Origin of the sequence: Leifsonia sp. P73, assembly GCF_051059105.1 — a bacterium.
Classification (GTDB): Bacteria; Actinomycetota; Actinomycetes; order Actinomycetales; family Microbacteriaceae; genus Leifsonia.
Genome location: NZ_CP194931.1, coordinates 3,938,701 through 3,951,912 on the forward strand (window position 1 = coordinate 3,938,701; position 13,212 = coordinate 3,951,912).

The window sequence follows — 13,212 nt, forward strand, 5'->3', positions numbered from 1 at the left end:
CCCGTGACCCTCTTCCTCGCCCTCGCTCTCATCTCGGCCGTCATCACGTTCGGGATGTCCCTGGTGGTCTACCGGGTGGCGATGCGCTTCAAGCTCTACCCGAAGATCCGGGAGCGCGACGTCCACACCCGGCCGACGCCCCGGCTCGGCGGCGTCGCGATGTTCCTCGGGATCCTCGTGGCGTTCGGCGTCTCGTGGCTGCTGTCCAGCCAATTCGGCGTGCTCTCGCTGATCTTCTCGGACGCCGGCCCCATCATCGCGATCCTGGGCGCGGCCCTCCTCATCGTCGTGCTGGGCGTCGCCGACGACCTGTGGGACCTCGATTGGATGACCAAGCTCGCCGGGCAGTTCGTCGCGGCCGGGATCGTCGCCTGGCTGGGCGTGCAGATCTACTCGCTGCCGATCGGCGGCCTCACCATCGGCTCGCCGGTGATGAGCATCGTGATCACCCTGTTCGCGATCGTCCTGGTGATGAACGCGATCAACTTCATCGACGGCCTGGACGGGCTCGTCGCCGGGGTCGCGCTGATCGCCAACGGCACCTTCCTCGTGTACACGTACCTGCTGCAGCGCGACATCAGCCCGCAGAACTACTTCAGCCTCGCGGGCGTGATCGCGGCCATCCTGGTCGGCGCGTGCGCGGGCTTCCTGCCGCTCAACTGGCATCCGGCCAAGATGTTCATGGGCGACGCCGGAGCGCTGCTGATCGGCCTGCTGATGGCCACCTCCGCCATCTCGGTGACCGGCACGATCAACCCCGAGGCGCTGCAGACGCTCGGCAAGTCGTCGCTGGTGCCCGCGTTCATCCCGGTCACCATCCCGTTCGCGGTGCTCGTCATCCCGCTGCTCGACTTCGGCCTGGCCGTCGTGCGCCGCCTGCGCGCAGGCAAGTCGCCGTTCAGCGCCGACCGCAAGCACCTGCACCACCGGCTGCTCGACATGGGCCACTCCCACCTGCACGCCGTGCTGATCTTCTACGGGTGGACCGCCGTGCTGTCGATCGGCTGCCTGCTGTTCTTCTTCGACCCGTACTGGATGGCCATCGTCTTCGTCGCGATCGGCCTCGTGATCTGCACCGCGATCACCCTCGCGCCGCTCAGCCGCCGCAAGCTCAACGAGGCCGTCGCCGAGCTCGCCCCCGCGGGGAGCAAGGAGGCCGAGGAGACGGCGAAGTACGACGCGCTCGACATCGCGAGCGAGAGCATACCCGTCACCATTCCGCCGGGCGAGACCGACGACCCCACCAGCAAGGAGACCCGATGACCGACCACCAGGACGGGACGCCCGACGCCGAGCGCGCGGCGCAGCAGCCCACCTCGACGCCGGTGCTGAAGGACGTCCTCAAGTACGGGTTCATCCTCGCCGCAGGCATCGCCGTCGTCGGCATGGTGCTCGGCGGCGTCTTCGCCGGCTGGGTCGGCGTCACCAGCGCGCTCATCGGCACGCTCATGGCGGCCGTGTTCCTCAGCATCACCGCGCTCAGCATCCTGATCGCCAACCGGTTCATCGGCTCGGACCTCTTCGTCGGGCTGTTCTTCGGCATCGTGCTGGGCGGCTGGATCGTCAAGTTCGTGCTGTTCATCGTGCTGGCGCTGCTGCTGCGCGACCAGCCCTGGATCAACCCCGTCGTGCTGTTCCTGAGCCTGATCGCGGGCGTGATCGGGTCCCTCGTCGTGGACATGATCGTCGTCTTCCGATCCCGCATCCCCTACGCCAGCGACGTCAGGCTGCCGGGGGACAAACGCTGAACCTTATCCGATTCGTTACCGGTTGAAAACTCTTGTAGAGTTGTCAGTGATCCCCCACCCGACGCGCTCCCGCATCATCGGAGCGCGAATGCCGGGTGTCCACCGTTCGTCGTCGCGAGAGCTTTCAGCTCAACGCCCCGAAACAGGAGATAGCGCTGTTAGCTAACGCTGTGAACCTGCTGGTCCAGGCCGCAAGCTCCGATGGAGGAAGCTTCCAGGGGCCCTCGATCGATGAGTTCTTCCCCCGACTCTGTTCACCATCGCAGGACTCGAGTTCAACCGCATCACCGTGGTTCGGCTCATTTCGACCCTCGCGCTGATCCTGATCTTCTGGCTCGGCACCCGCAAGATGAAGATCATCCCCGGGCGCTTCCAGTCCGTGGTCGAGATGGGCCTGGACTTCGTCCGCGTCAACATCGCGGAGGACCTGCTCGGCCGCAAGGACGGCCGCCGCTTCCTCCCACTGCTGACCACCATCTTCTTCATGGTGCTGTTCTTCAACATCACGGGCATCATCCCGTTCCTGAACATCGCGGGAACCGCGGTCATCGGAACGCCGCTCGTGCTGGCCGTCGCCTCCTACATCGCGTTCATCTACGCCGGAGTCAAGAAGAGCCCGAAGAACTTCTTCCGCAACGCCCTGTTCCCGCCCGGCGTGCCGTGGTTCCTCTACATCCTGGTGACGCCGATCGAGTTCGTCTCGACCTTCATCCTGCGTCCCATCACGCTGACGCTCCGACTCCTGATGAACATGGTCGTCGGCCACCTGCTGCTCGTGCTGTTCTTCACCGGCACTGCGTTCTTCATCTTCACGCTCAGCGGTCTCTGGTCGCTGTTCGGCGTGGTGACCTTCGCCTTCGGCTTCGCATTCTCCCTGTTCGAGATCCTGGTGGCCGTCCTCCAGGCATACGTCTTCGCACTGCTCACGGCTGTCTACATCCAGCTCGCAGTCGCCGAGGAACACTAACAACGGTCCGCGCAACCCGCGCGTCCCGCTATCACGGAAGGAAACACATAACGTGGACATCGCTGCTATCAACGGCAACATCGCCACCGTCGGATACGGCCTCGCCGCCATCGGCCCGGCCATCGGTGTGGGCATCGTCGTCGGCAAGACCATCGAGGGCGTCGCCCGTCAGCCTGAGCTGGCCGGCCGTCTCCAGGTCCTGATGTACATCGGTATCGCGTTCACCGAGGCGCTCGCGTTCATCGGTATCGCCGTCGGCTTCATCTTCCAGTAATCCTCTTTATCCCATCCCCATAAGGAGGAACTGATGCTCAACGGTGTGGTTTTCGCCGCCGCGGAGGAGCACAACCCGATCATTCCGGCCTGGCCTGACATCATCGGGTCGCTGATCTGCTTCATCATCATCCTGGTCTTCTTCTGGAGGCTCGTCCTGCCGCGCATGCGCAAGCTCCTCGACGAGCGCGCCGAAGCGATCGAAGGCAACATCGCCAAGGCGGACGAGGCTCAGCACAAGGCCGAGGCACTGCTGGAGGAGTACACCGCCCAGCTCGCCGACGCGCGCGCAGAAGCGGCCAAGATCCGCGAGACGGCCCGCACCGACGGTCAGCAGATCGTCGCGGAGGCCAAGGACAACGCCGCGGCCGAGGCCGCCCGCGTGACCGCGAACGCCCAGGCCCAGATCGAGGCCGAGCGCCAGGGTGCGCTCGTCTCGCTCCGCGGCGAGGTGGGCTCGCTCGCCATCGACCTCGCCTCCGGCGTCGTCGGCGAGGTGCTCACGGACGACAAGAAGGCCCAGGCGATCGTCGATCGCTTCCTGGCCGACCTGGAGTCCAGCGACGCCCGCAAGGCCCAGGAAGCAGGGTCGAGCAACTGATGGGAAGCGCCTCCAGAGAAGCACTGGCCCGATCCGTCCAGGCGCTCGCCGGGATCGGGTCCAAGGCCGATCTGGCGACGGCTGAAGACCTGTTCGCCGCAGGACGAGTCGTCGCCGACTCCGCCCAGCTCCGTGCGGTCCTCAGCGACCCCTCGGCGTCCGCCGAGGGCAAGACCGCGCTGGTCCAGCGCGTCTTCGCGTCGCTCTCGGCGCCCGCGGTCGAGCTGCTGACCGTCGTCGCCGGCGAGCGCTGGTCCGGCCCGGACGACGTCCTGGCCGCGATCGAGGAGCTCGGCATCCGGTCGATCGCCGCCTCCGCGCCGCGCAACGTGGACATCCCGGGCGAGCTCTTCGCGTTCGGAGGCGCCGTGACCTCCGACGCCGGGCTCGAGCTCGCGCTCCGCAGCAAGCTCGCCGCGCCTGAGGCCAAGGCAGCTCTCGCCGAGCGCCTGCTCGCGGGCAAGGCGTCGATGCAGACCGTCGCGATCGCGCGCCAGCTCGTGCTGCAGCCGCGCGGCCGCAGCGTCCGCGAGTCGCTCCGTGAGGCCGCCCGCATCGTGGCGGCCCAGTACGGCCAGGCGATCGCCACGGTCGTCACAGCCACGCCGCTCCCGGCCGCGCAGGCCGAGCGCCTCCGCGCGAGCCTCGCCGCGAAGTACGGCGACCTCAAGCTCAACGAGGTCGTCGACCCGGCGATCCTCGGTGGCCTGCGCGTGCAGATCGGCGACGACGTCATCGACGGAAGCGTCGCGTCGCGCCTCACCGAACTCCGACTTCAGCTCGCGGGCTGACCGCCCGAGATAGAACCCAGATAGGGAACAACGATGGCAGACATTCAGATCAGCCCCGATGAGATCCGGGACGCGCTCAAGGACTTCGTCTCGAAGTACGAGCCGGCCGGCGCCACCACCACCGAGGTCGGGCACGTGCTCGACGCCTCCGACGGCATCGCGCACGTCGAGGGCCTCCCCGGCGTGATGGCGAACGAGCTCATCCGCTTCGCGGACGGCACCCTGGGCCTGGCGCAGAACCTCGACGAGAACGAGGTCGGCGTCGTGGTCCTCGGCGAGTTCGACCAGATCGTCGAGGGCATGGAGGTGACCCGCACCGGCGAGGTCCTCTCCGTCCCGGTCGGCGACGGCTACCTCGGCCGCGTGGTCGACCCGCTCGGCAACCCGATCGACGGTCTCGGCGAGATCGCGACCGAGGGCCGCCGCGAGCTCGAACTCCAGGCTCCCGGCGTCATGCAGCGCAAGTCGGTGCATGAGCCGCTCCAGACCGGCATCAAGGCGATCGACGCCATGATCCCCGTCGGCCGCGGCCAGCGCCAGCTCATCATCGGCGACCGCCAGACCGGCAAGACGGCCATCGCGATCGACACGATCATCAACCAGAAGGCCAACTGGGAGTCCGGCGACGTCAACAAGCAGGTCCGCTGCATCTACGTCGCGATCGGCCAGAAGGGCTCGACCATCGCCTCGGTGAAGGGCGCGCTCGAGGACGCCGGAGCGATGGAGTACACCACCATCGTCGCGGCCCCGGCCTCCGACCCCGCCGGCTTCAAGTACCTCGCCCCCTACACCGGCTCGGCCATCGGCCAGCACTGGATGTACGGCGGCAAGCACGTCCTGATCATCTTCGACGACCTGTCGAAGCAGGCCGAGGCCTACCGCGCCGTCTCCCTCCTCCTCCGTCGTCCGCCGGGACGCGAGGCCTACCCGGGCGACGTCTTCTACCTGCACTCCCGCCTGCTGGAGCGTTGCGCCAAGCTCTCCGACGAGCTGGGCGCCGGCTCGATGACCGGCCTGCCGATCATCGAGACGAAGGCCAACGACGTCTCGGCCTACATCCCGACCAACGTGATCTCGATCACCGACGGCCAGATCTTCCTGCAGTCCGACCTCTTCAACGCCAACCAGCGTCCCGCGGTCGACGTGGGCATCTCGGTCTCCCGAGTCGGCGGCGACGCGCAGGTCAAGTCGATCAAGAAGGTCTCCGGCACGCTGAAGCTCGAACTGGCGCAGTACCGCTCGCTGGAGGCGTTCGCGATGTTCGCGTCCGACCTCGACGCGGCCAGCCGCCGTCAGCTCGCCCGTGGCGCCCGCCTCACCGAGCTGCTCAAGCAGCCGCAGTACTCGCCGTTCCCGGTGGAGGAGCAGGTCGTCTCGATCTGGGCCGGCACCAACGGCAAGCTCGACGAGGTCGCGGTGGAGGACATCCTCCGCTTCGAGGCCGAGCTGCTCGACCACCTGCGCCGCACCACCGACATCCTCACCACCCTGCGCGAGACGAACGTCCTCGACGACGACACCGTGTCGAAGCTCGGCGAGGCGGTCGACAAGTTCAAGCTCGAGTTCCAGACCGGCGAGGGCAAGCCGCTCGCCTCGGTCGGACGCGAGGAGTTCGAGGCCAGCGCCGCAGAGGACGTCAACCAGGAGCGCATCGTCAAGGCGAAGCGCTGAGCACGGATAGGTACTGAGGAAGACACATGGGAGCACAGCTTCGGGTCTACCGGCAGAAGATCAAGTCTGCCCAGACGACCAAGAAGATCACCCGTGCGATGGAGCTGATCTCCGCCTCACGCATCCAGAAGGCGCAGGCCAGGGTCGCCGCGTCCACGCCGTACGCCCGCGCGATCACGCGCGCGGTGTCGGCGGTGGCGACCTACTCGAACGTCGAGCACGTCCTCACCACGGAGCCGGAGAAGATCGAGCGCGCCGCGATCGTCATCTTCTCGTCGGACCGCGGCCTTGCCGGCGCGTTCAACTCGAACGTGCTCAAGGAGTCGGAGAAGCTCGCCGAGCTGCTCCGGAGCCAGGGCAAGGAGGTCGTCTACTTCCTGATCGGGCGCAAGGCGCAGGGCTACTTCAGCTTCCGCCGCCGCGGGTTCGAGCGGGTGTGGACCGGCAACACGGACAGCCCCGAGTTCGAGCAGGCCAAGGAGGTCGCCGACGCGGTCCTGGAGTCCTTCCTGCGTGACGCGTCCGACGGCGGCGTGGACGAGATCCACATCATCTACAACCGCTTCGTCAGCATGCTGACCCAGGAGCCCCAGATCGTCCGCCTGCTTCCGCTGGAGGTCGTCGAGGGCATGGAGGAGCCGGACCGCACGCAGGTCCTGCCGCTCTACGAGTTCGAGCCCGACGTCAACACGGTGCTCGACTCGCTCCTGCCGGTCTACATCGAGAGCCGCATCTTCAACGCGATGCTGCAGTCCGCGGCCTCCAAGCACGCGGCGACGCAGAAGGCCATGAAGGCCGCGAGCGACAACGCCGACAAGCTCATCACCGACTACACACGACTGGCCAACAACGCCCGTCAGGCGGAGATCACCCAGCAGATCTCCGAGATCGTGGGCGGCGCTGACGCGCTGAGCTCGGCAAAATAATCGTCCAAACGAGAGAGAACGAATCATGACTACCGCTACCGCCGAAGCCCAGGCTTCGACCGCGCAGCCGGCCGGCGTGGGACGCATCGCCCGCGTCACCGGTCCGGTCGTCGACATCGAGTTCCCGCACGACTCGATCCCGGGCATCTACAACGCCCTGAAGACCACCATCACGATCGGCGAGCAGTCGACCGAGATCACGCTCGAGGTCGCGCAGCACCTCGGCGACGACCTCGTGCGCGCCATCGCCCTGAAGCCGACCGACGGCCTGGTCCGCGGCGGCGAGGTGCGTGACACCGGCTCGCCCATCACGGTGCCCGTCGGCGACGTCACCAAGGGCAAGGTCTTCAACGTGACCGGCGACATCCTCAACGCCGAGCCCGGCGAGAAGATAGAGATCAGCGAGCGCTGGTCCATCCACCGCCAGCCGCCGGCGTTCGACCAGCTGGAGTCCAAGACCCAGCTGTTCGAGACCGGCATCAAGGTCATCGACCTCCTCACCCCGTACGTCCAGGGCGGCAAGATCGGCCTGTTCGGCGGCGCGGGCGTCGGCAAGACCGTCCTCATCCAGGAGATGATCCAGCGCGTCGCGCAGGACCACGGCGGTGTGTCGGTGTTCGCCGGTGTCGGCGAGCGGACCCGTGAGGGCAACGACCTCATCCACGAGATGGAGGAGGCGGGCGTCTTCGACAAGACCGCCCTCGTCTTCGGCCAGATGGATGAGCCGCCGGGAACGCGTCTGCGCGTCGCCCTGTCCGCGCTGACGATGGCGGAGTACTTCCGCGACGTGCAGAAGCAGGACGTGCTGCTCTTCATCGACAACATCTTCCGCTTCACGCAGGCCGGCTCCGAGGTCTCCACGCTGCTCGGCCGCATGCCGTCCGCGGTGGGCTACCAGCCGAACCTCGCCGACGAGATGGGCCTCCTCCAGGAGCGCATCACCTCGACCCGCGGTCACTCGATCACCTCGCTGCAGGCGATCTACGTGCCGGCCGACGACTACACCGACCCGGCGCCGGCGACCACGTTCGCGCACCTCGACGCCACGACCGAGCTCTCCCGTGAGATCGCGTCGAAGGGTCTGTACCCGGCCGTCGACCCGCTGACCTCGACCTCGCGCATCCTCGACCCCCGCTACCTGGGCGCCGACCACTACCGCGTGGCCACGACGGTCAAGCAGATCCTCCAGAAGAACAAGGAGCTGCAGGAGATCATCGCGATCCTCGGTGTCGACGAGCTGTCCGAAGAGGACAAGATCACCGTGTCGCGGGCCCGCCGCATCCAGCAGTTCCTCTCGCAGAACACCTACATGGCGAAGAAGTTCACCGGTGTCGAGGGCTCGACCGTCCCGCTGAAGGACACCATCGAGTCGTTCGACGCCATCGCCAAGGGCGAGTTCGACCACGTCGCCGAGCAGGCGTTCTTCAACGTCGGTGCGATCACCGACGTCGAGGAGAAGTGGGCGCAGATCCAGAAGGAGAACGGCTGAGCATGGCTGTCCTCAACGTCAGCGTCGTCGCCGCCGACCACGAAGTGTGGTCGGGCGAGGCGAGCATGGTCGTCGCGCGGACCGTGGAAGGGCAGATCGGTATCCTGCCCGGCCACGAGCCGCTGCTCGCCATCCTCGCCCAGGGCGAGGTGCGCGTGACCCTGAACGGTGGGGAGTCGATCCGGGCGCAGGCCGACGACGGCTTCCTCTCCGTGGAGAACAACACAGTCACGATCGTGGCCCGTCAGGCCGAGCTCGTCTGATATGTCCGACCAGAAGGCCCCGCTCGAACGGCAGTTCGGCGACGTCCGCGTCCCTGTGCTGATCGTGACGGCGGGGCTTCCCGGTTCCGGCAAGTCCACCATCGCGGAGATCATCGCGGGGCGCCTCGGCGCGACGGCGATCTCGGTGGACCCGATCGAGGGCGCGATCCTCAAGGCCGGCATCGACTCCGACCAGCCGACCGGCCTCGCCGCCTACCTCGTGGCAGAGCGGATGGCCGAGCAGGTGCTCGTCAGCGGCCACTCGGTCGTCGTGGACGCCGTCAACGCCGTCGAGCCCGCTCGGTTGCAGTGGCGCGACCTGGCGCAGCGGTGCAGTGTGAAGCTGCGCATCGTGGAGACCGTGTGCTCGGACGACGAGCTGCACCAGCAGCGGCTCGCGAAGCGCACCGGCCTGATCGCCGCGTACGCGGTCGAGCAGAGTGTGGACGAGTACCACGAGTGGAAGGGCGCCGCGGCGTCGCTCCCGCGGGTGACCCTCGACACCTCCCGGCCGCTCGGCGAGAACGTCGACGCGGCACTCGCCTTCCTGGAGGGCTGAGTGCTCATCCTGCTGCCCCCGTCGGAGACCAAGCGCGACGGGGGAGAGGGGAGCCGCTCGCCCTGAAGTCGCTCGGCTTCCCGGCGCTGAACGCGACGCGCAGGGGCGTCGTCGCCGACACGGTCGCCCTGTCGCGCACCCCGGAGGACGCAGCGAAGGCGCTGAAGCTGGGTCCGAAGCAGGCGCACGAGGTGCAGCGGAACCGCGGCCTGCGCCGGGCGGGAACGATGCCGGCGTTGCTGCGCTACACCGGCGTGCTGTACGACGCGCTCGATGCGCCGTCGTTGACGGAGGAGCAGTGGCGGTTCGCCGCGCACTCCGTCGCGGTGCAGTCGGCGCTGCTGGGGCTGGTGCGCGCGGACGACCCGATCCCGGCCTACCGGCTGTCGTTCGACTCGCGGCTCTCGCCGGCGCTCAAGAAGCGCTGGGCTGCGGCGTGCGCCGCGGAGCTCGCGGCCGTCGACGGCGTCATCCTCGACCTGCGGTCGGAGGGCTACGCCGCGCTCGGCCCGCTGCCCGAGCGCGACGGGGTGCACTACCTGCGCGTGCTCGCCCGCGACGAGGGCGGGACCGTGCGCGCGCTCAACCACTTCAACAAGCAGGCCAAGGGCCTGTTCGCGCGCGCCCTCATCGAGCGCGGCGAGGACTTCGCCTCCACGGACGCCCTGCTCGACTGGGCCGCCGGCGAGGGCTACGAGCTGACGCGCTCGCCGGACCGCGCGGGCGAGCTCGACCTCGTCGTCCCGGAGGTCGTCGGCGTGCCGGGGAAGCTCAGCGCGGTGCTGCGATCAGCTAGCTGAACATTTGCTTCCGACCGCAACGAAGCGGTGGTGCTCGGCATGTAAGTGAGATATGCTCAGCTCACGAGAGAAGGGACATCCCGCCAGTCCCGGCGTGACCGCCGGAAGACCCACATACCAGTCGGGCCGACGCGCAGATCGCGGACACATCACACGGATGTGCCGAGTCCGGAACCGGTGTGGCGGCAGCACAGTGATTCCGCCTGCGGTCGGGCACGAGCGGACGCGCCGTCACCAGCGAGAACGGTTCCCAGATCGACTTCGTCGGCCCGACTTTCTCATGCCCGCTGCTCCTGGTGTGCAGCGCAGTGAGCGTCAGGCCGCGCGGAAGCAGCCCTCGAAGTGGTCGTCCACCATCCCGGTCGCCTGCATGAGCGCGTACATCGTGGTCGGCCCGACGAAGCGGAAGCCTCGGCGCCGCAGCTCCTTGCTCATCGCCGTCGACTCCGCGGTGACCGCCGGAATCTCCTGCCACTCGCGCGGCCGCGTCCGGGAGCCGGCCGGCGCGAAGCCCCACATCAGCTCCTCCAGCGGCACGTCGAGCGCGAGCGTCGCGCGCGCGTTCGAGATGGTCGCCTCGATCTTGCCGCGGTGCCGGATGATGCGCTCATCGCCCAGCAGCCGCAGCACGTCGGTCTCGGTCATCGCCGCCACGCGCTCCGGGACGAAGCCGTCGAAGACCTCGCGGAACGCCGGCCGGCGGCGGAGGATCGTGATCCAGGACAGCCCTGCCTGGAAGCCCTCCAGGCAGAGCTTCTCGTAGAGCGCGCGGGGATCGTGCTGCGGCGTGCCCCACTCCTCGTCGTGGTACCGCCGGTACTCGGGATCGTTCGCCGACCACGAGCACCTGGCCCTGCCGTCGTCGCCGGTCACGAGGGTCGCGCGGGCGACCGTCTCGGCCGGGAGGGTGGACGTCGTCTCGGTCTGCTCCGTCGTGCTCATGCCGCGAGGGTGATCCCCTCGTGCTCCAGCAGCCAGAGCTTGGTGGGGATGCCCTCGCCTCCGCTGTACCCGGTGATCTTGCCGCTGGACGAGAGGACGCGGTGGCAGCCGATGATGATGGGCACCGGGTTCGCCCCGACTGCGCCGCCGATGGCGCGTCCGTAGCCGGGGTGGCCGAGCGACAGCCCGAGCTCGCCGTAGGTGGTGAGCGTGCCGTACTCCAGCGCGGTGAGGCGCTCCCAGACAGCGGTGCGGAACGCGGTGCCGTTCAGGCGGACGGGGACGTCGAACTCCCGGCGCGTGCCCGCGAAGTACTCGTCGAGCTGGGCCGCCGCGCTCTCGAGCACGGCGTCGCGGTTCTCGGGGAGGTCGTCGTGGGGGAGCACGTCGTCGCGTGCGATCGAGAGGGACGTGACGGCGTCGCCGTCGCCGGTCAGCTCGATGCGGCCGATGGGGCTCGGCATCCGGAGGAGGGTGATCGTGGAACTGCTCATGGAACGACTCTACGGCCGGCCACCGACAGTCACTCGCGGAAATCGGACATCGGGGATAAGCCGCATTCAGCGCCTTTCTGTGGAGGACTGATTGGTCGGAGCGCACCCCGGCTGCTGCCTAGACTCGACAGCATGGCGAACATCGAATACCGCACCCTCGGCACCTCCGGCCTGGTCGTCTCGACCATCGGCCTCGGCTGCAACAACTTCGGCCGCGCGGGCACGGCCACGGAGACGCAGGAGGGCACGGACGCGGTCATCGGCGCCGCCATCGACGCGGGCGTGACGTTCTTCGACACCGCAGACATCTACGGCAAGGAGCGCGGGCTCTCGGAGACGCTGATGGGTGCGTCCCTGCAGGGCAAGCGCGACCGGATCGTGCTGGCCACCAAGTTCGGCATGGACATGGCGGGCGAGAACGGCCCCGACTGGGGCGTGCGCGGCTCCCGCCGCTACATCCGGCTCGCCGTGGAGTCGTCGCTGCGCCGGCTGCGCACCGACTGGATCGACCTCTACCAGCTCCACCAGCCCGACCCGGTGACGCCGATCGAGGAGACGCTGGAGACGCTGGACGACCTCATCGCCGAGGGCAAGATCCGCTACATCGGCCACTCGAACCTCGCCGGCTGGCAGATCGCGGAGGCCGAGTTCACCGCCCGGCTCGCCGGTCACCCGAAGTTCATCTCCGCGCAGAACGAGTACAGCCTGCTGGTCCGCGGCGCCGAGCGGGAGGTGCTGCCGGCGGTCAACGCGTACGGCCTGGGCTTCCTGCCGTTCTTCCCGCTCTACAACGGGCTTTTCACGGGCAAGTTCAGCCGCTCGGGCGGTCCGGCGGACAGCCGCATCATGATGCTCCGCAAGCACCTGCTCGACGGCGCGCCGTGGGACGCGATCGAGCGGTACCAGGCGTTCTGCGACGAGCGCGGCGTGACGATGCTCCAGGCGACGTTCGCGTGGCTGCTGGCCCAGCCGGGACTCACGAGCGTGATCGCCGGGGCGACGCGCCCCGAGCAGATCGTGGCGAACGCCGACGCGGCGACCGCGTGGACGCCGTCGGCGGACGACCTCGCGACGATCTCGGCCTTCTTCCCGCTCGAAGGCTGAGTTTCCCGCTCGACCGCCGAGAAGGGTCGTTCGCTCAGGGCGAACAGCCTTGTCATTGTGAGTGAGCACTCACTCCGCTTACGATTCCTCCGTGGAAACCGAGTTGGAGACGACGCGCAACCGCGCTCAGCCGCTGCCGCCGGAGGACCGGAAGGCGATGATCATCGACGCGGTCATCCCGCTGCTGATCGAGCACGGCCGCGGCGTGACCTCCCGCCAGATCGCCGACGCCGCCGGGATCGCGGAGGGGACGATCTTCCGCGCGTTCGGCGACAAGGAGACGCTCGTCCAGGCCGCCGTCGAGAAGTACCTCGACCCGGAGCCGCTGCGTGAGGCGCTGCGCTCCATCGATCCCGGCCTCCCGCTGGAGCACAAGGTGCGCGCGATCGTCTACCTGCTGCGCGAGCGCTTCCAGAACGTCATGCGGATCATGACGGTGGTGGGTCATCAGCGGCCGCCGATCCCGCACGAGCGCACCGAGTTCGCGGCCATCATCGCCCGCATCCTCGCTCCGGAGGCCGAGGAGCTGAACTGGCCCCCGACCGCGTCGCCCACATCCTGCGCCTGATCAGCTTCTCGTCCGC

15 protein-coding genes and 1 pseudogene are annotated in these 13,212 nt (G+C 68.2%); 14 read left to right on the plus strand and 2 right to left on the minus strand.

Annotation, left to right across the window (positions count from 1 at the left end; translation table 11 throughout):
• The first annotated feature begins 3 nt into the window (after positions 1–3).
• The 12 genes and pseudogenes from ACQ86L_RS20245 (at position 4) to ACQ86L_RS20300 (ending at position 10,088) form a co-directional block, all read left to right on the plus strand.
• Positions 4–1,263, plus strand: a complete 1,260-nt coding sequence (locus tag ACQ86L_RS20245) for an MraY family glycosyltransferase (RefSeq protein ID WP_434316989.1) — start codon at positions 4–6, stop codon at positions 1,261–1,263.
• Positions 1,260–1,748: a hypothetical protein gene (locus tag ACQ86L_RS20250; protein WP_434316990.1), complete on the plus strand. Its 489-nt coding sequence runs from the start codon at positions 1,260–1,262 to the stop codon at positions 1,746–1,748. The genes ACQ86L_RS20245 and ACQ86L_RS20250 overlap by 4 nt, the downstream gene beginning before the upstream one ends.
• 170 nt (positions 1,749–1,918) lie before the next feature.
• Positions 1,919–2,715 (plus strand): annotated as a pseudogene (gene atpB / locus ACQ86L_RS20255) (F0F1 ATP synthase subunit A).
• Between the two features lie 52 nt (positions 2,716–2,767).
• Positions 2,768–2,989 carry a F0F1 ATP synthase subunit C gene (gene atpE / locus ACQ86L_RS20260; protein WP_179607020.1) on the plus strand — a complete coding sequence of 74 codons (222 nt, stop codon included), beginning with the start codon at positions 2,768–2,770 and terminating at the stop codon, positions 2,987–2,989.
• Between the two features lie 33 nt (positions 2,990–3,022).
• Positions 3,023–3,589, plus strand: coding sequence for a F0F1 ATP synthase subunit B (locus ACQ86L_RS20265; protein WP_434316991.1), 567 nt, complete (start codon positions 3,023–3,025; stop codon positions 3,587–3,589).
• On the plus strand, positions 3,589–4,380 hold the full coding sequence (locus ACQ86L_RS20270; RefSeq protein ID WP_434316992.1) for a F0F1 ATP synthase subunit delta: 792 nt from the start codon (positions 3,589–3,591) through the stop codon (positions 4,378–4,380). The genes ACQ86L_RS20265 and ACQ86L_RS20270 overlap by 1 nt, the downstream gene beginning before the upstream one ends.
• Before the next feature lie 33 nt (positions 4,381–4,413).
• Positions 4,414–6,051 carry a F0F1 ATP synthase subunit alpha gene (gene atpA / locus ACQ86L_RS20275; RefSeq protein WP_434316993.1) on the plus strand — a complete coding sequence of 546 codons (1,638 nt, stop codon included), beginning with the start codon at positions 4,414–4,416 and terminating at the stop codon, positions 6,049–6,051.
• Positions 6,052–6,077: 26 nt separating this feature from the next.
• Positions 6,078–6,977 carry a F0F1 ATP synthase subunit gamma gene (locus tag ACQ86L_RS20280; protein WP_345836450.1) on the plus strand — a complete coding sequence of 300 codons (900 nt, stop codon included), beginning with the start codon at positions 6,078–6,080 and terminating at the stop codon, positions 6,975–6,977.
• Between the two features lie 25 nt (positions 6,978–7,002).
• Complete coding sequence (atpD, locus tag ACQ86L_RS20285) at positions 7,003–8,466, plus strand: F0F1 ATP synthase subunit beta (protein WP_434316994.1); 1,464 nt, start codon at positions 7,003–7,005, stop codon at positions 8,464–8,466.
• Positions 8,467–8,468: 2 nt separating this feature from the next.
• Positions 8,469–8,729, plus strand: coding sequence for a F0F1 ATP synthase subunit epsilon (locus ACQ86L_RS20290; protein WP_345836448.1), 261 nt, complete (start codon positions 8,469–8,471; stop codon positions 8,727–8,729).
• A 1-nt stretch (position 8,730) separates the two neighbouring features.
• Complete coding sequence (locus tag ACQ86L_RS20295; protein WP_434316995.1) at positions 8,731–9,288, plus strand: AAA family ATPase; 558 nt, start codon at positions 8,731–8,733, stop codon at positions 9,286–9,288.
• 191 nt (positions 9,289–9,479) lie between these two features.
• Positions 9,480–10,088 carry a YaaA family protein gene (locus tag ACQ86L_RS20300; RefSeq protein ID WP_434316996.1) on the plus strand — a complete coding sequence of 203 codons (609 nt, stop codon included), beginning with the start codon at positions 9,480–9,482 and terminating at the stop codon, positions 10,086–10,088.
• A 315-nt stretch (positions 10,089–10,403) separates the two neighbouring features.
• Here the strand turns inward: ACQ86L_RS20300 and ACQ86L_RS20305 are convergent, their stop codons facing one another.
• Positions 10,404–11,030 (minus strand): DNA-3-methyladenine glycosylase I, encoded by a 627-nt coding sequence (locus ACQ86L_RS20305; RefSeq protein WP_434316997.1) that lies wholly within the window; start codon positions 11,028–11,030, stop codon positions 10,404–10,406.
• Positions 11,027–11,524, minus strand: a complete 498-nt coding sequence (locus ACQ86L_RS20310) for a methylated-DNA--[protein]-cysteine S-methyltransferase (RefSeq protein WP_434316998.1) — start codon at positions 11,522–11,524, stop codon at positions 11,027–11,029. The genes ACQ86L_RS20305 and ACQ86L_RS20310 overlap by 4 nt, the downstream gene beginning before the upstream one ends.
• A 132-nt stretch (positions 11,525–11,656) precedes the next feature.
• On the opposite strand from ACQ86L_RS20310, the gene ACQ86L_RS20315 reads away from it, so the two are divergent.
• Together ACQ86L_RS20315 and ACQ86L_RS20320 are read left to right on the plus strand one after the other, a co-directional pair.
• Positions 11,657–12,628, plus strand: coding sequence for an aldo/keto reductase (locus ACQ86L_RS20315; RefSeq protein ID WP_434316999.1), 972 nt, complete (start codon positions 11,657–11,659; stop codon positions 12,626–12,628).
• Between the two features lie 91 nt (positions 12,629–12,719).
• Positions 12,720–13,196, plus strand: a complete 477-nt coding sequence (locus ACQ86L_RS20320) for a TetR/AcrR family transcriptional regulator (RefSeq protein WP_434317000.1) — start codon at positions 12,720–12,722, stop codon at positions 13,194–13,196.
• Positions 13,197–13,212 lie beyond the last annotated feature (16 nt).